At 35.4% G+C, this 22,466-nt stretch carries 20 protein-coding genes; 13 read left to right on the top strand and 7 right to left on the bottom strand.

Annotated features, from left to right (window positions below; translation table 11 throughout):
* Positions 1 to 54 precede the first annotated feature (54 nt).
* Positions 55 to 2,004, top strand: coding sequence for a methyl-accepting chemotaxis protein (locus BFM98_RS21310; protein ID WP_066038325.1), 1,950 nt, complete (start codon positions 55 to 57; stop codon positions 2,002 to 2,004).
* A gap of 61 nt (positions 2,005 to 2,065) precedes the next feature.
* Here BFM98_RS21310 and BFM98_RS21315 read toward each other — a convergent pair whose 3' ends face one another.
* Positions 2,066 to 2,485: a VOC family protein gene (locus BFM98_RS21315; protein ID WP_016992246.1), complete on the bottom strand. Its 420-nt coding sequence runs from the start codon at positions 2,483 to 2,485 to the stop codon at positions 2,066 to 2,068.
* A 235-nt stretch (positions 2,486 to 2,720) separates the two neighbouring features.
* Here BFM98_RS21315 and guaC point away from each other — a divergent pair, with 235 nt between their 5' ends.
* Together guaC and BFM98_RS21325 are read left to right on the top strand one after the other, a co-directional pair.
* The gene (gene guaC / locus BFM98_RS21320) at positions 2,721 to 3,704 is read left to right on the top strand and encodes a GMP reductase (protein ID WP_004233490.1); all 984 of its coding nucleotides are present in this window, start codon (positions 2,721 to 2,723) and stop codon (positions 3,702 to 3,704) included.
* 195 nt (positions 3,705 to 3,899) lie between these two features.
* A complete protein-coding gene (locus tag BFM98_RS21325; RefSeq protein WP_016992247.1) occupies positions 3,900 to 5,630 on the top strand; it encodes a methyl-accepting chemotaxis protein in 1,731 nt (576 codons plus the stop codon).
* A gap of 55 nt (positions 5,631 to 5,685) precedes the next feature.
* Here BFM98_RS21325 and BFM98_RS21330 read toward each other — a convergent pair whose 3' ends face one another.
* Positions 5,686 to 5,910: a hypothetical protein gene (locus tag BFM98_RS21330; protein ID WP_016992248.1), complete on the bottom strand. Its 225-nt coding sequence runs from the start codon at positions 5,908 to 5,910 to the stop codon at positions 5,686 to 5,688.
* Between the two features lie 206 nt (positions 5,911 to 6,116).
* On the opposite strand from BFM98_RS21330, the gene psiE reads away from it, so the two are divergent.
* Positions 6,117 to 6,569: a phosphate-starvation-inducible protein PsiE gene (gene psiE, locus BFM98_RS21335; RefSeq protein WP_054548510.1), complete on the top strand. Its 453-nt coding sequence runs from the start codon at positions 6,117 to 6,119 to the stop codon at positions 6,567 to 6,569.
* Between the two features lie 17 nt (positions 6,570 to 6,586).
* On the opposite strand, the gene BFM98_RS21340 is transcribed toward psiE, so the two are convergent.
* On the bottom strand, positions 6,587 to 7,843 hold the full coding sequence (locus BFM98_RS21340; RefSeq protein WP_066038326.1) for a GNAT family N-acetyltransferase: 1,257 nt from the start codon (positions 7,841 to 7,843) through the stop codon (positions 6,587 to 6,589).
* A gap of 130 nt (positions 7,844 to 7,973) precedes the next feature.
* Here BFM98_RS21340 and BFM98_RS21345 point away from each other — a divergent pair, with 130 nt between their 5' ends.
* Positions 7,974 to 8,981: an HAAS signaling domain-containing protein gene (locus BFM98_RS21345; RefSeq protein ID WP_066038327.1), complete on the top strand. Its 1,008-nt coding sequence runs from the start codon at positions 7,974 to 7,976 to the stop codon at positions 8,979 to 8,981.
* Positions 8,982 to 9,132: 151 nt separating this feature from the next.
* Positions 9,133 to 10,281 carry a SpoIIE family protein phosphatase gene (locus tag BFM98_RS21350; protein WP_066038328.1) on the top strand — a complete coding sequence of 383 codons (1,149 nt, stop codon included), beginning with the start codon at positions 9,133 to 9,135 and terminating at the stop codon, positions 10,279 to 10,281.
* Positions 10,282 to 10,320: 39 nt separating this feature from the next.
* On the opposite strand, the gene BFM98_RS21355 is transcribed toward BFM98_RS21350, so the two are convergent.
* Positions 10,321 to 11,178 (bottom strand): CheR family methyltransferase, encoded by an 858-nt coding sequence (locus tag BFM98_RS21355; RefSeq protein ID WP_048395585.1) that lies wholly within the window; start codon positions 11,176 to 11,178, stop codon positions 10,321 to 10,323.
* 5 nt (positions 11,179 to 11,183) lie between these two features.
* A complete protein-coding gene (locus tag BFM98_RS21360; protein ID WP_066038329.1) occupies positions 11,184 to 13,925 on the bottom strand; it encodes an ATP-binding protein in 2,742 nt (913 codons plus the stop codon).
* Between the two features lie 184 nt (positions 13,926 to 14,109).
* Here BFM98_RS21360 and BFM98_RS21365 point away from each other — a divergent pair, with 184 nt between their 5' ends.
* The 7 genes from BFM98_RS21365 to BFM98_RS21395 all read left to right on the top strand — a co-directional run bounded on the left by BFM98_RS21365 (position 14,110) and on the right by BFM98_RS21395 (position 19,189).
* Positions 14,110 to 15,300, top strand: a complete 1,191-nt coding sequence (locus BFM98_RS21365; protein WP_048395461.1) for a M14 family metallopeptidase — start codon at positions 14,110 to 14,112, stop codon at positions 15,298 to 15,300.
* A 179-nt stretch (positions 15,301 to 15,479) separates the two neighbouring features.
* Positions 15,480 to 15,809, top strand: coding sequence for a PadR family transcriptional regulator (locus tag BFM98_RS21370; protein ID WP_048395460.1), 330 nt, complete (start codon positions 15,480 to 15,482; stop codon positions 15,807 to 15,809).
* On the top strand, positions 15,806 to 16,213 hold the full coding sequence (locus tag BFM98_RS21375; RefSeq protein WP_048395459.1) for a permease prefix domain 1-containing protein: 408 nt from the start codon (positions 15,806 to 15,808) through the stop codon (positions 16,211 to 16,213). Before BFM98_RS21370 ends, BFM98_RS21375 begins: the two co-directional genes overlap by 4 nt.
* 2 nt (positions 16,214 to 16,215) lie before the next feature.
* Entirely contained in the window at positions 16,216 to 16,872 is a 657-nt protein-coding gene (locus tag BFM98_RS21380) for a hypothetical protein (protein ID WP_048395458.1), read from the top strand.
* A 12-nt stretch (positions 16,873 to 16,884) separates the two neighbouring features.
* On the top strand, positions 16,885 to 17,916 hold the full coding sequence (locus BFM98_RS21385; protein WP_048395456.1) for an alpha/beta hydrolase: 1,032 nt from the start codon (positions 16,885 to 16,887) through the stop codon (positions 17,914 to 17,916).
* An 87-nt stretch (positions 17,917 to 18,003) separates the two neighbouring features.
* Positions 18,004 to 18,411: a MarR family transcriptional regulator gene (locus BFM98_RS21390; protein WP_048395455.1), complete on the top strand. Its 408-nt coding sequence runs from the start codon at positions 18,004 to 18,006 to the stop codon at positions 18,409 to 18,411.
* A gap of 118 nt (positions 18,412 to 18,529) precedes the next feature.
* Positions 18,530 to 19,189 (top strand): hypothetical protein, encoded by a 660-nt coding sequence (locus BFM98_RS21395; RefSeq protein WP_066038330.1) that lies wholly within the window; start codon positions 18,530 to 18,532, stop codon positions 19,187 to 19,189.
* Positions 19,190 to 19,591: 402 nt separating this feature from the next.
* On the opposite strand, the gene BFM98_RS21405 is transcribed toward BFM98_RS21395, so the two are convergent.
* Both BFM98_RS21405 and BFM98_RS21410 read right to left on the bottom strand, forming a co-directional pair.
* Positions 19,592 to 20,671, bottom strand: coding sequence for an ankyrin repeat domain-containing protein (locus BFM98_RS21405; protein ID WP_066038331.1), 1,080 nt, complete (start codon positions 20,669 to 20,671; stop codon positions 19,592 to 19,594).
* Positions 20,672 to 20,918: 247 nt separating this feature from the next.
* On the bottom strand, positions 20,919 to 22,400 hold the full coding sequence (locus BFM98_RS21410; protein WP_004233452.1) for a malate:quinone oxidoreductase: 1,482 nt from the start codon (positions 22,398 to 22,400) through the stop codon (positions 20,919 to 20,921).
* Positions 22,401 to 22,466: the final 66 nt, after the last annotated feature.

Raw genomic sequence — 22,466 nt, forward strand, 5'->3', positions numbered from 1 at the left:
ATCTCGTAGTTAATTCTATTACACTTAATAATGTCGTTTAAGGAGGAATATTATATGAAACGAATTAGTTTAAGAAAGAAACTCATCTTTGCATTTTTAGTCATACTTCTCATTCCCGCACTTTTAATCGGGTATACCTCCTTTAAAAGTACCAAAAATCAAATACTCGAAGAGCAGCAAGCAAGCGCCAAGGAAAGTGTGCGTATGCTTAATAGTAATATTACCAATACAATTGCTCCTAGAGTTCATGATATCGAATATTTTGCCAAGAAAATAAATCAGTCTTATTTACAAGATGATAAAAAAGCTGAATTAAAAGGTCTTTTTCAGGAATATGTAAATACACACCCAGAAGTGGAGCTAGTATATATAGGGACTGCTGATGGGCGAATCATTGATGAACCTGTCCATGACTATGCAAGTGATTATGATCCTCGTAAACGTCCTTGGTATATAGAAGCCATTGATAATAAAGGGCATGTATCCATCACTTCTCCATATATCTCGAAATCAACAAATAACATCGTTGTGACAGTTATGCAAGCTCTTCCTGATGATTCTGGCGTAATTGCCTTAGATTTAAATATCTCTCTTCTAAGTGCACTGACAGATCAAACACGTATTGGAGAAACGGGCTTTGCCTCTCTGTTAGATAATAATAAGTTATATATTGCTCAAAAAGATAAGGAAAGCGGCACAGAGGCAACGGAAGATTATGTTTCAAAAATTTACGAAAAGCAGGAAGGTATTATTACTGAAGGTGACCGTCATTTACGCTTTGAAACAAATGAAATCACAGGCTGGAAGATAATTGGTACAATGTTCATTGCAGAGGCTACTAACGCTGCTACCTCAACCTTTACTATTACATTACTTATTATTGGTATTTCTATTATTGTTGGTATTATCTTTATGCTCTCAATGATTAAATCTATTGTTAACCCAATTAAACAACTACAGCAAAGTGCTCTTAAAATTAGTGAAGGTGATTTGACAGAGTTTATTGATATTCATACCAAAGATGAAATAGGACAGCTTGCTGAAGCATTTGTCTCAATGAAAGTTAGCTTAAAAAGACTGATCCGCAATGTTGATCAAAGCTCACAACATGTTCAAACCTCGGCACAAGGTCTTTCAGCGAATGCTGAGCAAAATATCGCTGCATCTGAGCAAGTGACAGAGGCTATGCAACAGGTAGCGATTAGTACGGAAAAACAAACAACAGGAATCGATCAAAATGCTGTTTCTATTGAGGAGATTGCAAAAGGTGTTGTAGAGGTAGCAGATAGTGCCCTACAAGTTTCAGACCTATCCAGCCAGGCCATCCAATTAGCGGAAGAAGGTAGTCAATCTGTTGAGCACACTGTTAATCAAATGGTATCCATTCATGATTCTGTGGCTCAATCCGATACGATGATTAAATCCCTTTTTGATCGTACAAAAGAAATTGGCTCCATTATAGAAATTATTAGCGCTATTTCAGACCAAACAAACCTTCTTGCTCTTAATGCTGCTATTGAAGCAGCACGAGCAGGTGAACACGGTAAAGGCTTTGCAGTTGTAGCAGATGAAGTACGTAAATTAGCGGAGCAATCTCATCAATCAGCAGAGCAAATTTCTACTCTGATTACTGGCATACAACAAGATACAGCTAAATCTGTACAAACGATGACGAAAGCTTCTGCAGACGTTCAAGAAGGTTTACAGCTATCCGAGGATACGAAAAAGAAATTTACAAGTATCGTTGGAAGTCTTCGAGAAATTGCTCCTAAAATGGAGGATATATCAGCTTCAGCACAAGAAATGTCTGCCGTTGTAGAGGAGGTATCCGCTACTGCTATTGAACTGTCAGATCATGCAAAACTAAACGCAGCTGCATCTGAAGAGGTTGCCGCTTCAACGGAACAAACATTATCTTCCATGCAGGAAATCGCCTCTTCTGCTAAAACATTGCTTGATATGGCAGATGAATTACAAGGCTATGTAGATCGTTTTAATTACTAAATAAGAAAGCACGATGATACTTGGTTTAGCCCTATCATCGTGCTTTTATCTTGTTATTTAATTATTCATTTACCTCATGGCTAAATTGCCATTCAACGCCAAATTTGTCTGTAAGTGAGCCGTAACATTTGCTCCAAAATGTTTCTTGAAGCTCCATTCTCACGTTACCACCTTCTTTAAGCTTATCAAATGCTTGACGCATTTGCTCTTCATCATCGGATACAACAGCTAATGTGACATTATTCCCTGTGGAAAATGGCATGCCTGGAAATGTATCTGAGAACATAATTCTACTACCGAATACAATAAGTCGTGTATGCATGACAAGATCTTTTGCTTCTTCTGGTAATGGATAGTCTGGATTTTGTGGTGTCTCTCCAAACGTCATAATTTCAGCCTTGTCCGTATTAAAAACGTCTTCGTAAAACGCAACTGCCTCTCGACAATTTCCATTAAAATTCAAATAAACCTCTACTGCCATTTTCAACACTCCTTTGTCATTTTTTGAAACAATTCTATTGTACATGGATTACAAAACATAACACAAATTATAACTAGAATATTTCATCTTCAAAGTAAGTTGTCTCCTTTCTTTTTAAATTTTTTATTTATTTTCACAAAAGCTTTGACATTTACTCAAAAATCATGTAAATTACCAAATGGCGAACAATTTAAATTAAATCTTAAAAAATATTCGTATTTTAGGAGTGTATATAATGGATAACGTATTTGACTATGAGGATATTCAACTAATTCCCGCAAAATGTATTGTAGAAAGTCGTTCAGAATGTGATACTTCTGTTACTTTAGGTGGTCACACTTTTAAACTTCCAGTAGTACCTGCAAATATGCAAACAATTATCGATGAAAATCTTGCAAAGAAACTTGCTGAAAACGGTTACTTTTACATCATGCACCGTTTCCAACCAGAAACTCGTCGAAACTTTATTCTAGAAATGCAAGGAAATGGCTTAATTGCTTCTATTAGCGTTGGTGTAAAAGAAGAGGAATATACATTTATTGAAGAATTAGCAGCTGCTAATTTGGTACCTGATTTTATTACAATTGATATTGCACATGGTCATTCAAATGCTGTTATTCGTATGATTCAGCATATTAAAAAGCATTTACCAAAAAGCTTTGTTATCGCAGGTAATGTAGGAACACCTGAAGCGGTGCGTGAGCTTGAGAATGCTGGCGCAGATGCAACAAAAGTTGGGATTGGACCAGGTAAAGTATGTATTACTAAAATCAAAACAGGTTTTGGTACTGGCGGCTGGCAACTAGCTGCACTACGTTGGTGTGCAAAGGCTGCTACAAAACCAATTATTGCTGATGGTGGCATTCGTACACATGGAGATATCGCTAAATCTGTACGTTTTGGTGCTTCAATGGTAATGATCGGTTCATTATTCGCCGGTCATGAAGAGTCACCTGGTGAAACAATCGAAATCGAAGGAAGAACAGTGAAGGAATACTTCGGCTCTGCTTCTGAATTCCAAAAAGGTGAACGTAAAAACGTCGAAGGTAAGAAAATGTACGTTGAACATAAAGGTAGCATCAAAGATACATTAATCGAGATGCAACAAGATTTACAGTCATCTATTTCATATGCTGGTGGCACAAAGCTAGAGGCTATTCGCAATGTTGATTATGTAATCGTAAAGAACTCTATTTTCAATGGAGATAAAGTGTATTAATCGATGTAAACCTGCTATATTAAGCTTCAACATCACCCCAATTAAGAGCTGTTTTTTACTCTTGATTGGGGTGATTTTTTTGGACCTATTTCACTTAAAATACCGTATTTATTTTCAGAATTTTCTATTTTATTAAAAAATTATATATTATAATAGAACTATATTGAAGGAATGAAGGAACGGGGGTTGTATCTTATGAAATCAGTACGTAATAAACTTGTTAGTCTTGCTATTATAGTTATTCTACTATCAACAGGACTAGTTGGAACTGTCAATTATATGGTGGTGAAAGGAGAACTCGATCAGGTAGGTCGAGATAGTCTTAAAAATGGCACACTTGGCATACTTGAACTAATTGCACAGTTAGATACTCAAGTTCAAAATGGGAAATTAACGCTAGAAGAAGCTCAGGAAAGTGCTAGAACACAGATCGTTGGTAATAAAATTGAAGATAACAAAAGATCCATTGATAATCCTGTTAAATATGGAGATAATTTTTATTTCTATGCTTTCCAAGATAGTGGTATGGTCGAAACTCATCCATCCCTAGAAGGACAAAATATTTCAGATTTACAAACAGAGGATGGGCGCTATTTTGTACGAGAAATGATTGAAGCAGCAAATGCTGGAGGAGGATATGTACGTTATGATTGGGCCCTTCCCTCAAATCCTGAAATCGTTGCGCCTAAGATAACGTATGTAGAAAAGGACAAGCATTGGGGCTGGATTATAGCAGCTGGTACATACGAAATGGACTTTAATGCAGGTACGAATAACGTTTTATACTACACACTAGGCATGACCATCCTTGCAACGATTATTGGTGTATCACTCTTCTGGTTCTTCTCTGGACGAATGACAACCTATATACGAAAAATTATGGTCATTACATCTGATATTGCCAAAGGCAAGCTAACTGGTGATGACATACCTGTTACTACAGAAGATGAACTAGGTATACTAGCTAGTAACGTGAATAATATGAAACATAGCTTACACGAAATGGTCAACAATACAAAGGATAGTGCGTCCCAAATGCGCGTTTCTTCAGAAATGCTGAGTGCCATTACTGAGGAGACGACTGCTTCTGCTGATGAAATTCATCAAGCCATCAATGATATATCTAAGGGAGCTGTAGTACAAGCTGAGGAAGCAGAAATGGCCATTAGTAAAGTAGAAACACTGTCCTCACTTATCTCAAATGCTACAGATAAATATAGTGAGATTACAGAAAATATGAATATCATTAATCAATCACAAGAAAACGGTAGACAAAAAGTAGATGTATTACTACAAAATTCAAGTGAGTTTACGCAAGTGATTGAGGAATTAAGAACAACTTTCTCAAGTTTGACGAGCCAAATGAAAGAAATTCATCAAGTCGTACAAACAATTACATCCATTTCTGAACAAACAAATCTATTAGCGCTAAATGCAAGTATTGAAGCAGCCCGTGCAGGTGAACATGGCAAAGGGTTTGCTGTCGTAGCTGAGGAAGTCCGTCATTTATCTGAGGATACGAATGAAGCTACTAATCGGGTTAGAAACCTATTACAGCGTATTGAGGTCGATACCGCTAATTCAGATTCAAAAATGATACACACGCTCCAACTGTCACAAAATCAGGCCATGTCGATTACGGAAGTAAAGGGAGCCTTTACTTTCCTAGCAGACTCCATTCATGACATTACAAAGCACCTTGTTTCTTTAGACAAAGGAATGAATGACATGGCGGAAAATCGAATAGTCGTGATGAACGCCATCAACGAAATAGCAAGTGTCGCTACACAATCTGCCGCAGCTACCGAACAAATTAACGCTTCTATTGACGAACAAAAGTCAGCGGTGACATCTATCATGCACTCCTCTATGGAGCTTCATACAGAGGCAGAGCGCATGTACGACTTGGTAGAACGCTTTACATGATAAAATACTATATAAAAAAGAATGCTACGCATATCCGTAGCATTCCTCTTTTACATTATAGTTTGTTAATTACTGCGTGGATTGTTTCCTTAAGCTCTGCATCGTGATCTGCAAGATCTACAAGGTTCCCTAGACGTTCACGTAATACAGGACGCTCAATTACTAGCTTTTCATCAAGTACTTGTACCAGTAGCTCGATAATAAGTCGATCACGAACATTTAACGCTTCTTCTAAACGTTCTGGTGTAATTTTCGCATCAGTTTTTGCAGATTTTGCCATTTTAAAAACCCCTTTTATATTTTATATTCATGCACATCTATTTTAGCATACCACTAAATTATTTTGAAAACTTTCTTTCATTAAAATATACCAAAACTTTACAAAATAATAAGAAAAGATTTACGACAAATTGTTATATTTATATCATAATACACTACTACTCGACCATATGATGATGTATTTACAAGACCGATTGGAGGAATTGGATGAAGCAAAAAAATACGACTTATTTACAGCTCATTAAAGCTGTGCCAAAATCTCTACAGCTCTTTCTCAATGTTTGCCTTGTACTATTAGCATTGATTCTCTGTTTTTTATTATTTAAGGAGCTAATTGAATTTCTTAAAATATTACTATTCGCTAAGGAAGATGGTGATTATAAACTATTCCTTGCCAATATTCTTATTTTCTTTTTATATTTCGAATTCATCACAATGATCATTAAATATTTTAAGGAGGATTACCATTTTCCACTTCGATATTTTATCTATATAGGTATCACAGCAATGATTCGACTAATTATTGTGGAGCATGATCATCCTCTAAATACGTTAATTTATTCATTAATTATCCTCATACTAATCATAAGCTACTTTATTATTAATATAACGCCCCTTGAAAGGCCAACACGTTCTTCCATTCTCATTAAAAAAGATTAAAAGCCCTCACGCCCATTTTAAAATGCAGATATACATGTGGGCTTTTCAAACACATAGAAGAATTGCTGTAAAGCCTGTAAATACTTATTATCACTAATCTGTATTCGACTCAGCATAAATAGCTCTTGGACCGTTACTACGCCCATTACTAGTGATGAAAGCTCAGCTACATCTATCGTTACTTCAACATCATAGCTATCACTTTCTAGCATTTTAATTGTACCGTTATCAGCCTCAACAATAAGTTGCTGATTATTTTTTGCCAGTAACGAATCCATAACATTCAATTTAAAGGTCAAAGTGACACCGTTAAAATTGTGTGTTAGTAGCTCATCAAAAAAGCCCTTCACATTAATTATACGGTACATTAGACCAATTCCTGACACAGCACTTGCGTGATAGACACTTGGAATTAAATGATTTGTGCCATTTCTTACATCCTCTAAAAAGAAATGGACATTTTCTTCTTGTGTATTCCATTCGATTCGGTTTACTTGATCTGCTTGACTGTTTAAAAATGTACTAAGCTCTAGCAAAGCCTCCGGATTTTCATAGATCCACTCCTTAATGACCAAATTATTTAGCATAAAATTACTATCGCTTTGTTTATTAAAAGAAAAGGCAATATAGCCCTGAACTGTACCTTCCTGTTCCATTGCAATCACATAGTTATCTGGATTATTAAAAATAAAAGATAGTTCCGATTGTGTTTTAAGAAACATCCCATGTTTTTTTGCTACTACCCTGTTGTAGCAATCTACTAGCTGTTGTTGATCTTCAACTGTCAAATATTTAAGGTGCTTTTTGGTTGGTCCTTTCGGGAAGTTTGAAGGCTCTACCAAGTATTGATAGATTTTCGGTCCATAGCCAAAACCCATTTTTTTATAAAAATCTGGTCTAAACGGATACAAGGCCACAAAATGAATATTTTTTTCTAAAAAGATGTTAAAGAAATGTTGGATTAATTCTTTTGCAGCCTTCTCTTTTTTATGTAATAAATCAACTGCAACAAGTCCTACCCCACCAATTGGTAGCATTTTAGAAAACAGATTCATTTGAAAGTCATGTAGTCGCATACCACCAATGAGTTTGTCATATTCCCAAAGTCCATAATAATGAAGAGATTCATCATTGCTCTGATTTTGCATAAAGAGCTTTTTCAGCTGTTCTTTTGTTGTTTGTGTTCCATTCAATCTTCCTGGATACGCTCCTACAACGATATTCACAAAGGCTACAAAATCTTGCTCTTTTAATAATTTCTCTACAACCCTCATCATGTCCCCTCCATTTTCAAATTGTTGCATGTTGTTCACGAATTTTTCATATTAATTTTTATACCCCACAATAACATATATTACCACGACTAATTAATGAGTACTGAAAATGATTAAAGGAGGAAAATGTATGACTTTAATTGATTCATATATTCACGAAGTGACTAAAAGGCTACATAAAAATAAACGTGAGATAATCAAGGTTGAACTAAAGGCTACTATTGAGGATATGTTGCCAGAGCAATATACAGAATCTGAGGTGATGGAAGTAATTAGGAAGCTTGGAAGCCCTTCAGAAGTTGCTGCACGCTATCAGGATACTCCCCACTTTTTAATTGGTCCAAAGAATTTTGAACAATATACAAGAACCATCAAGCTAATTATTCCTTGGGCAATTCTTATTACGATCATTGTTCAAATAATAGAGAAGATGGTTCTCTATTCTGGAGAAGAAGCACTTCTCACAACCATTATTACAGCATTTGTAGGGATGATTGTTGCAATTATTGCTGTGTTATTTCACGTTTTGTTTTGGGTTACGGTCATTTTTATCATTAAGGACCGTTCTGGGGCTGAAAAGCTTTCGATCCCTTTTCTGAGAGATACCAAGCCATGGTCACCTGATGATTTAATACAAATTAAAAAGATTCCCAAAGATAAAATCATTCCTATAAGTGATACGATTTTTAGCCTTTTAGGAATACTTATTTTTTCTTTTGTTTACTGGAATGCCTATCGTCTTTTAGGTATTTATACAACGAATGACAACGGCAGCTTGAAATTTGTTATGCCTATCTTTAATCAAAATACTTTACAATCGTTTGTTCCCATGGTCTTACTATGTATTATCCTAAGTCTCACTTTAACCTTATTAAAATGGCGTGCAGGACAGTGGACAATGCCTATCGCCATCACTAATGCACTACTTCAAAGTGTAGGAACAATTGTGTTTATTTTAATAGCGATACAGCAAGATTTTATTCACAGCGCCTCTATCCCTTATATTGCGGCTATTACAGAAACAACCTCAGCTAAAGTTGCCTTCACTATTGATAAAATCCTACTTGTCAGTATGATTATTGCTGTTTTAGCAAATGCATTTGATATCTACCAAGGATTTAAAAAAGCGAAAATATAACGCCCTTCTACTTCATATACCTAGTAAACCATACATTCAAATCGCCAAAATACCTTTATTCTCTGATGTTTTGTATAATGATTAAGTTGAAAGTATTTTATATATGAGAAAAATAATCTGCACAATTCAATCAGAGTAAGGGGAAAGTACTATGACCATTCTTCTAGTAGATGACAATCAAGTCAATTTATTTGTCATTGAGAAAATACTAAAAAATGCAGGTTATGATAACTGTGTTTCTCTTTCATCTGCTTATGAGCTATTTGATTATTTACAATTAGATGCACCCAATCCGACAGGAAATTCAGTAGATTTAATTTTGTTAGATATTATGATGCCGGAAGTAGATGGTATTGAGGCCTGCAAACGCATTAAGCAAAATGAGAGATTAAAAGATATTCAAATCATTTTTGTTACAGCACTCGAGGATAAAAACAAACTGGCAGAAGCCCTAGACATTGGTGGTGTAGATTATATTACTAAACCAATTAATAAAACAGAGCTACTTGCCAGAATGCGTGTTGCCTTACGTTTAAAGGCAGAATTAGACTGGCACACACAGCATGAAAAGAAAATACAATATGAACTAGATTTAGCAACCCATGTACAAAGGAGTCTTCTTAGCCCACCGTTAAATGAGAAGGACATCCGTATTGAAGTTTCTTATTTACCATCCTCTAATTTGGCAGGAGATATGTATTATTGGTACAAAATAGACGATCATCGTTATGCCATAATATTATTGGATATGATGGGTCACGGTATATCTGCAGCGTTGGTTTGTATGTTCATCTCCTCTGTTCTAAGAGAGGCGGTTAAGCAATTGGTTGAACCTGAGCTTGTCATCCAAGAACTGAATCGTTATATGACGCTATTACAAGATGGGAAAGAGAATAATCTTTATTATTTTACAGCGATTTATTTAATCATTGATACAGAGCAAAAAACAGTCGAGTACATAAATGCTGGCCATCCTCCTGGATATGCACTAATCGATGAAAAAACATGTATTCCATTAGATCAGGGTAGCTGTGCAGTCGGGTTCTTTGATGAAATAAAAGTGAAAAAGCAATTTATCCAATATGAGCATGACATTCAAATTGTGTTATTTACAGACGGTGTGTTAGAAGCAATGGGACCCTGTGAATTAGAATCAGAAAAGCATTTGCAAACGCTAACATCCTCCAAGTGGGATTATTCGCAATGCCTAATCGATAACCTTTTGCCTAAGGATAAACAAGAGAATCAGCCTGATGACATGTGTGTTTTAATGATTCAAGCTAGCACTAATACTATATAAAAAAGCAGAGGCTATCCATTAAAGATAGCCTCTTACTCATTAATACATTTTTTGATAAATTCTTTCGTTTCCAGAAATCTCATTATACTTTGAAATAACCTCTTCAAATCGCAATGTTTCTTTATCCCCTAAGCATAAAAAACCTTTGTCACTTAGACTTTCATAAAATAATTGATGTACCTGGCTCTGAAGCTTAGGTGAAAAATAAATAAGAACATTTCTGCACAGAACAACATGAAATTCATTAAATGAATGATCTGTTACTAAATTATGTTGAGCAAAAATAATATTTTTCAATAATGTTGGATGAAAGTAAGCATATTGATAATCTGTTTGATAGTATTCTGAAAAAGCATGGGCACCTCCAGCAAGCATATAGTTTTTTGTATATGCCTGCATTTTATGAATTGGAAAGGCCCCCTTCTTAGCTTTTTCTAATACTTGCTCGTTCATATCTGTTGCATAAATTACAGATCTCTCTATTAGCCCCTCTTCTTGAAGCAAGATAGCCATTGAATATACTTCTTCACCTGTTGCACACCCTGCATGCCAAATACGGATTTCAGGATATTCTCGTAAAACAGGAATGACCGTTTCACGAAAGGCCTTAAAAAAGCTAGGGTTGCGGAACATCTCCGTTACATTTATTGAAAAATCATTTAATATCTGCTCTAAAAATTCTTTATCATGAATGACCTTTTCTTGTACACGTGAAATCGTTGGGATGTTATTTATCCCCATCCTATTGTAGATTCTGCGTGAAATGGATGAACGATTATATTGCCGAAAATCATAACCCGATAAACGATAAATAGCTTCTAGTAACAAATCAATTTCTAAATTTGTATGCTTATTTAATTGTATATTTTGCTCCAAAGGCTGAAATTGTTGTTCCATGTTCATTAACTCCCCTTAGAAACTAACCATACTCTTAAAACTGATATTAATTGATCTAAATTTAATGGCTTACTAATATAATCAGATGCACCTGCCTGCAATGATTTATCACGGTCATTTTTCATCGCTTTAGCAGTCAATGCAATGATTGGCAAATCGATACGTTTCATTTGCTGACGAATAATAGTCATCGCTTCATAGCCATCCATATTTGGCATCATTATATCCATCAGAACAAGATCGATATCTGGATTAGCCTGCAAGACCTCTAAACATTCTAGCCCATCTTTGGCAACTAGAATATGCATGCCTCTTTTTTCTAATGCCGTTTTCAACGCATAAATATTACGGTTATCATCATCAACTATTAAAATATTTTTCCCTTGAAACACCTCAACCTCATGTTGAAGGGTTTCTTCCTTTGCTACTGGCTGCTCTTTGATTTGTTCCTCTTCCACCGTTGTCACAGCCACTTCGTTCATGGCAAGCTTTTGGCAATGCTCCTCTTCAATTCCATTTGGTAGACTCGGAATCGTTAACGTAAAGCTACTACCTTGTCCTTCAGTACTTTGTAATGTAATCCATCCACCAAGTAATTTTGCAAATTCCTTACAAATAGAAAGACCAAGACCCGTTCCACCATATTTTCGTACCGTAGCTCCATCTGCTTGTTGGAATGATTCAAAAATCAGCTGGTGTTTGTCTTTTGGAATACCTATTCCTGTATCTGAAACAGTAATTTCTAACCAATCTGTACTTATATCCTGCATATTGTTTGTTAGTTGTTGTGGTGTAAGCTGGTTAATGTCTAATGTGACAGATCCCTGCTCAGTAAATTTAAAGGCATTCGATAATAAATTCTTTAAGATTTGCTGGAATCTCTTCTCATCCGTATAGAATACATCCACTACATGATCCGCCTTTGAAATATGGAATGCTAAGTTTTTCTTCCTCGCAACTGGTGCAAAGGTATGTTCAATTTGTACAGGTACTTCGCTCATATTCACTTCATTAAAAATAATATCAAGCTTCCCGGCCTCCACTTTAGATAAATCTAATATGTCATTGATTAGAGCAAGCAAGTCCTCTCCTGAAGAATGAATAACTTTAGCAAACTCTGCTTCCTCGTCTGTTAGGTTGTGTTGGCTATTTTCTGCTAGCATTTCAGATAATATTAATATGCTGTTTAAAGGTGTTCTTAATTCATGTGACATATTCGCTAAAAATTCGGATTTGTAATTAGAGTTAAGGATAAGCTGCTCTGCACTTTCTTCTAATTCCTTCTTCGCTTTCTCTAGCTCTCTTGATTTGGACTCTGCCTCTTTCGTGCGTTCCTCAAGCTGCTCATTAATCATAGTCAGCTCTTCTGTCTGCATTTGTAATTCCTCTGATTGTGTTTGAAGCTCCTCTGATTGGACCTGTAATTCCTCTGTCATTGCTCTAGATTCATTCAATAGACGTACAATTTCCATACGCCCTAAAACACTGTTAACTGTTAGTCCAAAGGTTTCAGTAACCTGTCTCACTAATTCTTGCTGTAACTTACTGAATTTAGCCATTGTTGCTATTTCAACAACCGCTATAACTTCATTTTCAAAAATGACAGGAATCAATAAAATATTTTGTGGTCTAATTTCACCTAATCCCGTCTTGATTAAACGATAGTCTCTCGGAATATTATCATAGAATAGCACTCTCTTTTCTAATGCACATTGACCGATTAACCCTTGTCCTATTTTGAAGCTCTCCATACCAACACAATCATCCGTGTCAGCAAAAGCAGCCTTTTTCACAAACTGTACTTGGTTCTCTGTTACTTCCCGAACATAAAATGCGCCAAGGGATGCTTGGGTTTTCTGTGCTACTTCTGATAGGAAGGTCTCCGCTAATTTTGTAATTGCTGAAATACCTTGATAATTTGTCACGATTTCAGCTACATTGCTTTGTAGCCATTCCCTCTTTTCGACGGACTCTAAAAGCGTATTCGTTGCATTAGCAAGTTCATTCACTTCATCGTTTGTATTCACATGGATTCTTCTTGTAAAATCACCTTTTGTAGCTGCTATTTCTTGAATTGTTTGTGTTACTTCCGTTATCGTTTTTACAATTGAACGGGAAATGCCACTAGCGATAGCAATAGCTATTGTAGAAACTAAAATTAAGATCCCAAATAGAGCACTAGTTAATTTACTATTTTGCTTATCTAACTGACTTGCCTTTGCCTGTGTATAAGCATTTTCAGTGGCACGGAATGAATCGAATAATTTGCGCATTTTTTCCATATCCTGACGACCATTATCCACTTTAAAAAAATCATTTAATGCTTCTACATTATTATCCTTTTTATATTGAATAGTTGGTTCGCCTGACGTTGCAACCCAATGTTCAATTGTTTCCTCTATCTCTTTAAGTTTGTCCTGCTGAGCTGGTTTATCTTTCATTTGTTGATAGAGTTCATTAAAATCTATTTTCCAATTTTCAGCTGCATTATCATAGGGTTCCAGATAACTCTGCTTACCCGTAATGATGAAAGCCCGCTGACTTGATTCCATATCCAATATATATTTTTCAATTTCATTCGTTAAAGTTAGAACATTGGAATCGTACTTAATAATAAAATTTCTTTCCTTCTGCAAAGATGTAATTTGATTATTTAATATGACAACCGTCGCAAGTAGGCAAAGAATGATTACGATATAACCTAATGAAATCTTTGAGCGTATACCCAATTTTAATCTATTTAACATTTGGTTTTCCTACCTTTACCTTTCTTTTACTTTAGTATGATTACTAGTATACATGTAAAAATAACTCATTTTCTCCTATTTTAGATTCATCATAAAGAAATTTTGCTGATTTTGTATCAATAAGTCTCTGTATTTTTCATATACATTTTATATTGAACCATTTCTAATTAAGGAGAGAAAACATTTGGATATTATCGTAAGACCAGGAGATTCACTTTGGCATTTCAGTGAGGTATTTAAAATTCCTCTTCAACTCATTTTAGATTCTAATGAAAATATAAATCCCCAATTTTTAAGAGTTGGACAACGGGTTCGTATTCCTGGTTTTGTGACCAACAACTATCAAATTAAACAAGGAGACTCTTTTTGGCAGATTGCCCAGAGCCGAAACCTCCCCCTAGTCGCCCTATTGCTTGTTAATCCTGATCTCAATCCAAATCGATTACAAATCGGTCAAATGATTCGCATACCCCAACGTATCACATGGCGTTTAGTTGAAGGTAAGCAAACTTACACGTATACCCATATGATAAATGATCTCAGAAAGCTCCTTGATGCATATCCTTTTCTTCATAGCTCAAACATTGGCAGTTCCGTTTTAGGGAAGGAGCTACCTGAGCTATCAATTGGCCATGGTGCAAAACGTGTACACTATAATGGCTCCTTCCATGCAAACGAATGGATTACTACACCTATTATTCTAACATTTTTAAATGACTATTTGCTCGCCCTCACCAATCAAAGTAGTATTCGTGGAATTTCTCCATTTTCTCTTTATCAGCAAACATTCCTTTCTATCGTTCCTATGGTAAATCCTGATGGCGTTGATTTAGTAATACAAGGCCCACCAAATGATGAAGCATTAAGAAATCAACTAATTGAATGGAATAATGATAACGCTGATTTTTCTGGCTGGAAAGCAAATATTCATGGAATTGATTTGAATGACCAATTCCCTGCCAAATGGGAGCTTGAAAGTGCCCGTAATCCAAAAACACCAGGGCCAAGAGATTATGGTGGTGAAAGACCACTATCTGAACCTGAAGCCATTGCAATGGCTGATTTGACCAAGCAACGTGATTTTTCAAGAGTATTAGCCTTTCATACACAGGGACGTGTCATATATTGGGGTTTTGAAAATCTAGAGCCCCCAGAATCAGAGGTACTTGTAAATGAATTTAGTAGAGTAAGTGGCTATGAGCCCGTTCAATCTGCTGGAAGCTATGCTGGTTATAAAGATTGGTTTATTCAAGATTGGCGTAGACCAGGCTTCACTGTTGAATTAGGAAGTGGTACAAATCCTTTACCAATCAGCCAGTTTGATGACATTTACGAGGAGTCTTTAGGGATTTTCCTTGCTGCATTGTATATGTAAAAAGAGTACTCGAACTCCATTCGCTATGAAATAGTCCTTTTGGGCTTTTCAGCGAATGGGTTTTTTATTGAAAATCTCATCATCATTGTAAAAAAAGGGGAATAAATTACTTTGACAGACAGAGTAATGTTTGCTACTATTACTCTGACAGATAGAGCAATAAAAAAAGTAGGTGACTTATGGTTCGCAGTGATATTATCCGAGGACATTTGGATTCGATTATTTTACGGTTAATTTCAGAAAAAGACCGTTATGGCTACGAAATTTCTCAGGAAATAAGTCTCCGTACAAACAATCGGTTTCAAATCAAGGAAGCAACTTTGTATGCAGTTTTTCAACGTCTCGAAAAAAAAGAAATTATTGAAGCCTATTATGGAGATGTCTCACATGGAGGCAAAAGAAAGTATTACCGTATTACATCATTAGGTAAGGCCTATTTAAATGAGCTAGTGAATGAATGGTCGGAAGTAAAGGAAATAATCGATTTATTTATGGAGGGCTTAGAATGAAAAGAATAAAAAACCATATTGATGAGCTTTTTAAAGACATTCCTCGAACTAACGAAACGGAAATGGTTAAACAAGAAATCATTGAAAATCTTGAAGAAAAAGTATTTTATTTGATGGACCAAGGTAAAGAACAAGAGGATGCTATTAATAAAGCCATTGTAGAATTTGGAGATATCGAAGACTTAAAGCAAGAGTTAGGTGTTAAAGAACCAGCAAAGAAAAACATGGCTAAATTAAACTTAGAATTTTCAATTTGGGGTAGTGGCTTAATCATTGCATTTTTTATTTTTATTAATCTTTATTACACACCACATACTATTTGGGCAATCTATCCGATTTTCGCCATTCTTTGGTGGCCTTTATCGATGTACTTTGTGTGGTCTCGTAAGAAATGGGGTGAATAAACATGAGGAACTTTATTAACTTTTCTATAGCGGGGAGCTTGATGACAATGATTTTTTTAGGGGTTGTTAATTATACGACATCTCCTCAAACAATGTGGTTTGTATATCCATGCTTATTGCTACTGCTTTGGCCTATTACGTTATTCTTTATGGCTAAAAAATTGTATAAACAATACTCAATTGTTTGTAGTGCCTTAATTATTACATTTCTAATAGTTGAAAATTATATTTACGCACCAGATCATTTATGGTTTGTCTATGCGATTTATCCAATTATCTGGTGGCCAATCCTCATGTACTTAGATGAAAAGGCAAAAACGTTAAAAACAGCTCTAATTGGATGTGCTTCTACCATCATCTATTACTCTATATTGAATATGATTGTATCTCCTCAATACCCTTGGGCAATTTATCCTGCTTTTTTAGTGATATGGTGGCCTCTAGCTTTATATCACGCGCAACGAAAAACCTTTGTAGCATTCTCCGTTACAGCTACGATACTAATTAGTATCTTTTTCATTACAGTAAATGTTGTTTCTTCACCAAGCGTTATATGGGCGATTTACCCTATTTTTGTTACACTTTGGTGGCCTCTGAGTATGTATTTTTATGTGTATAAAAGAAAAATGTATCATGCTAGCTTTATGAAACGCATGTAAAGTAGGTATTGTATGAAAAGGATTAAAAAGTTCATTAAATATCTTGTCTTGATTATGACCTCCTTACTATTATTAGCACTTGTATTTCCAACATGGACATCATCTATAGAGGACATGAACAGCATCAGTACGCTAGAACAGGTAGAAATTAACGGCAGTGACCATGAAATTATGATACGGGGCCATAACAAAAATAATCCTGTCATCATCTTTGTCCATGGCGGACCAGGTTGCTCTGAAATACCCTACGCTAAAAAATATCAAGATTTATTGGAAACCGAATTTACAGTGGTAAATTATGATCAAAGGGCTAGTGGGAAGTCTTATCATTTTTTTGAGGACTACTCAAATCTTTCATCTGATTTGCTTGTGGAGGATTTACTAGCACTGACTGACTATATTGCTAATCATCTAAATAAAGAAAAAATTATCTTAATTGGTCATTCCTACGGTACCTATATTGCCACACAAGCAGCTGCTAAAGCTCCTGATAAATATGAGGCCTATGTAGGGATTGGTCAAATGAGTAATACCGTTGAAAGTGAGATGGACAGTTTACACTTTACGATCAAACAGGCTCAGCTTAAGAGTAACACAGAGGATGTTGCACATTTACAGAGGTTAATGGAGGAAATTAGTAGTGGTAAAACATTTACGCCTCGTCATTTAGTGAGCAAATACGGTGGAGCTACAAGACTTATTACTAACCCTGATGGAAATATGTTAGGGATGCTTTTTAGTACCGAATATAATTTGTTAGATATTATTCGCTATAGCAAGGGGATATCCCTATCGCAAGAAGTCTTAGTAAACGAAATCTTGCAGTCCCCACTTCCTGCGAAAGTCAATTCACTGACTCTTCCCTTCTATTTTGTAATGGGGGATTATGATTATCAAACATCATCGAATAGCGCTAAAAAGTACTTCGACCAAATTATCGCGAAGAAAAAGGAATTCATAGCATATGAACAATCTGCTCACTACCCCCAGTTCGAAGAAAAAGAGAGATTTTTCGAATGGATGCGTACGACTTTTAAAAAATAAATATTTCTTAAAGTAATTCTACACTTGGTAGCATTTATTTAATTGCTATATAATTTAATTATTAAATATTTTAGCGGACGTGATTATATGCCAAAAAATCTAAACAATGTAGAAATTATTATGAAAGAAATGCTGGAAATACAGCAGAAGTCGAAAATGTTTGTAGATCTTTTATCTGAAGGAGAGGCGTTATCACAAAACCAATTAATATTACTCCTACAGCTAAAAATAAATAATGGGATGAAGGCAACAGAAATTGCTGAATTCTTTAGTGTAACACCCGGAGCTGTAACTTCCATGTGCGATAAACTGGAAAAACTCGAACTCATACAAAGAATTAGAGAAAATAATGATCGACGTGTGGTCAAAATGGCTTTAACCAATATTGGTGACATGAAGGTTCAAGAAATCTTTTTAAAGTTTTCTCAGGATAAACTCATAGACATGGCCAACATCTTACGCGAAGTAAACCAATTAATGAATAAAATTTTTTAGGATTTCACAAATTGAAATCCTTTTTTTATTGTTTAAAGCAGTGCTTTTGTTCTTGACAAATGGAAGTAGCATATAATTTAATTAATATATATTAATTAAATTATAATGAGGTGACTTTATGTTTCAAAAACTCCGTACCCTTACACAAACGAATGGCACCGTTAAACATTTGGATGCTAATTATGAACAATTAAACATTCGAGGAGCTGTATCGTTACAACAAGAAGTACACTTAATAAAAGTGTCCACTCATGGTCATAGCTCCTTCTATTATCCAGTTACAGCGCAGATATTTAATAGTACTGGCTCGTGTAAGTTAAAGGATTATTGCCAAATCGGAGAACTTACAAATGCCGGGAATATTAAAATACGTAATGGTTTTATCCAAAAAATCAATAGTTCTGGAAAGCTAATGGTTGAAGAGAAATTACAGAGCGAGCAATTTGATGCCATTGGAATAGTCAAGGCTGCGGAAATAATCGCTCATCACTTTCATTTGAAGTTATCGGGAGAAAGCGGAATTGACAGGTTAAGGGCTGAAAATGTGGTAATAGAAAAGGATAGGATAACTCTTCTTCCGTTATTTAAAAAATTATTACGTTGTCACACAATTAGTGGAAAACACCTACAATTATCTAATACAAATGCAGAGTTTGTGGAAGGGGAAGTCGTCCATGTTGGGGAAAATAGTGTGATTGGGACACTTTACTATACGGATGATTATTCGATAGCTTCGAGTTCAAAGGTGCACCACATTATACGGAGGGAAAAAGAATGATACTTCTAAAAATGCTAAAGACTTTTTTTTGCTCATTAGCTTTAGTGGTATTATCTGTACTTTATGTTGGATTACTTTTAAGCGCTGGCTTATCCATACTCGCTGGTTTTTTACGAACATTCGGAGTGGATCAAATTAAAATGGGCCTTTGGTATGGCGTAGAACTTCCTGTTATGTTCAGCATCCCCTTCGCCCTGTTAATAGCCCTACTGTTGTTCTTTTGTGCCATATATATTAAACGTTCTATTGTTTTTTGTTTGTCAACTCTTCGTATATAGAGCAATAAAAAGTAAGCATATTTCTTAGAAAGAATATGCTTACTCTCATCGACTTTTAAGTTGAATAGCAGGGAGGCTCATTTAATCAGTTGATTCACATTTTTATCAGTAGCTTAAAACATTGCTATAGTTCTCCTTCAAGAAAACGGATAAGGTATATTTCAGGTCTACCAATAAATTCTTTAAAACTACATAAATTAGCATATCCCTCATGCTCCACATCATAGCACCCTATATGGCCTTCTCCTTTTGGGTTCCAGACTATTTGCAAATCAGAATAATTGTCGATATTTGCGGAAAGAAGGAGGAGCTCTCTATGACCTAGTTTCATCTCAATTGTATCAGTTAGTTTGAAAAAATCGATAAAGTGAATGTCATAATCATTTGGTGCAAGCTCAAGATGCAGTCGATCTCCTGTCAGAAAATTAATCAATTCATCTGGTAACTTGTATTTTTTCAATGTCTCTTTTTTGTTTTCAATAGTATGGAGTTCTATTGGTTCTAGAGCCTTTAAGTAATTTGCTAGTTCCATATTTTTCATACGTACAGCAATTGTATAAGCTCTCTCACCATCTTTCTCCGCTAAAGTGACGTTTGCACCTCGTTCAATCAAATAGTTCACCATAGCTATATTTCCCATTCTTGTTGCAACTGTTAATGGTGTTGCTTCATAGGGATAGACCATATCAGGCTTTTGATAATTAATATCTACTCCTTGATCAAGTAAATAAGTGACTGTTTTTTTATCAAAATTCGACACAGCCTGACGCAATACAGGACCTCCATGCTGCTTTATATCAAGCCCAAGTTCATGAATAAGAGGGATATTTCTTTTATTGCCATAGTAGGCCTGAGAATAGGCTCCAGATCCCACTTGGTTATAGCCATCTAATTTTGCTCCTTGTTCAACAAGGTAACGTACTATATTTTCTTTACAATATCGAACAGCTCTTAAAAAAGAAGGATTTTTTTCCACATTTAAATTAACCCCATATCCAACTAATAATTTTACTACATCCAATCTTTGTGCAATCAACGCTAAATCCAATGGGCTTAATGATGTATGCTGACATAAACATATCTCTTCTTCAATATTCCAGCCTTTATCCCTCGCAACTCGCAAAGCTGTAATATTGCCAGTATAGATATACATTGCAAGCTCTGGTAGTTCTGAAAATGTTCCAATATCCTGTAGCTTAATCATCTATAGATTAGCTCCCTTCTTATTGTATATACAAAGTATAGGAAACTACCATCTATATCACAATGGGACATAGAGCTATAGTGTCATAAAATACAGGGCAAGATTTATAGCAAATTTGATGGTTCTTTTATTAAAAAGAAGGCAATTGGATTTAAAATTTCCCAGGAAAGAATTTATTCAAATTAAAAAGAGCTCTCAATCAGAATAGATTGAGAGCTCTTTCTTAAACGCTTACCATGACTTATTTTTATTTTAAGCCAAGTGCTTTATCTGTTGTTGCATTTATTTCTTTTAAAAGCTCAGGGTTTTCTGCTAATGATAGACCATAAGATGGAATCATTTCTTTAATTTTTGGTTCCCACTCCTTGATATGTTGAGGGAAACATTTATTAAGAACTTCAAGCATAACATGTACAGCCGTAGATGCACCTGGTGAAGCCCCTAGTAAAGCTGCAATCGAGCCATCAGAAGCACTTACAACTTCTGTACCGAATTGAAGTGTTCCTTTACCGCCAGCTTCCGTATCTTTAATTACTTGTACACGTTGTCCAGCTACGATAATATCCCAATCATCACTTTTTGCATTTGGAATGAACTCACGTAACTCTTCCATACGTTGTTCTTTTGAAAGCATAAGCTGTTGGATTAAATACTTTGTTAAGCCCATCTCTTTCACGCCCGCAGCTAATAAAGTTGTGATATTATGCGGTTTTACAGAAGCAAATAAATCCATATTTGAACCTGTTTTTAAGAACTTAGGAGAGAAACCTGCGAATGGTCCAAATAGTAATGATTTCTTGTTATCAATATAACGTGTGTCAAGATGCGGAACCGACATTGGTGGAGCACCAACTTTTGCTTTTCCGTATACTTTTGCATGATGTTGTTCAGCTATTTCTGGATTATTACATGCTAAGAATAGACCGCTAATTGGGAATCCACCAATATGTTTCCCTTCAGGAATACCTGATTTTTGTAGTAATTCTAAGCTTCCTCCACCAGCTCCAAGGAAGACAAATTTTGCTGAATGATATTCCATTTTACAGCCATCTAAATCGTGCACACGTACTTCCCATGTACCATCACTAGCTTGTTTTAAACTTTCAACACTATGATTATAGTTAACATCTACATCTTTTGCTTTTAAGTGATCAATTAACATACGTGTTAAAGCACCAAAGTTAACATCTGTACCAGTGTCAATTTTCGTTGCAGCAATGTCTTCACCAGCAGGACGATTTTCCATAATAAGTGGAATCCATTTTTTTAGTGTTTCAGGGTCATTAGAAAATTCCATTCCTTCAAATAAAGGATTTTTTGTCATCGTTTCATGACGTTTCTTTAGAAACTCAACATTTTCTTTCCCTTGTACTAAACTCATATGTGGTAAAGGCATAATGAAGTCTTGTGGATTATTGATCAGCTTATTGTTTACAAGATACGACCAAAACTGTCTTGAAACATGGAACTGTTCATTAACATTAATCGCTTTTTTGATATCGATTGATCCGTCTTTTTTCTCTGATGTGTAGTTCAGCTCACATAATGCAGCATGTCCAGTTCCCGCATTGTTTAATTCGTGAGAACTTTCCTCGCCTGCTTTTTCAAGCTTTTCAAACACTGTAATTTTCCAATCTGGTGCTAATTCTTTGAGTAATGTTCCCAAAGTTGCACTCATGATTCCGGCACCAATTAAGATAACATCTGATTTAATTTGTCTGTTACTCATTTTTACCTTCCTTATATGTTAAGATTTGCAGAAAGGATGTAAGCACTCCCACTTTAGAAGTACTGT

The sequence above is a fragment of the Lysinibacillus sp. AR18-8 genome, from assembly GCF_001705465.1.
Taxonomy (GTDB): domain Bacteria; phylum Bacillota; class Bacilli; order Bacillales_A; family Planococcaceae; genus Lysinibacillus; species Lysinibacillus capsici.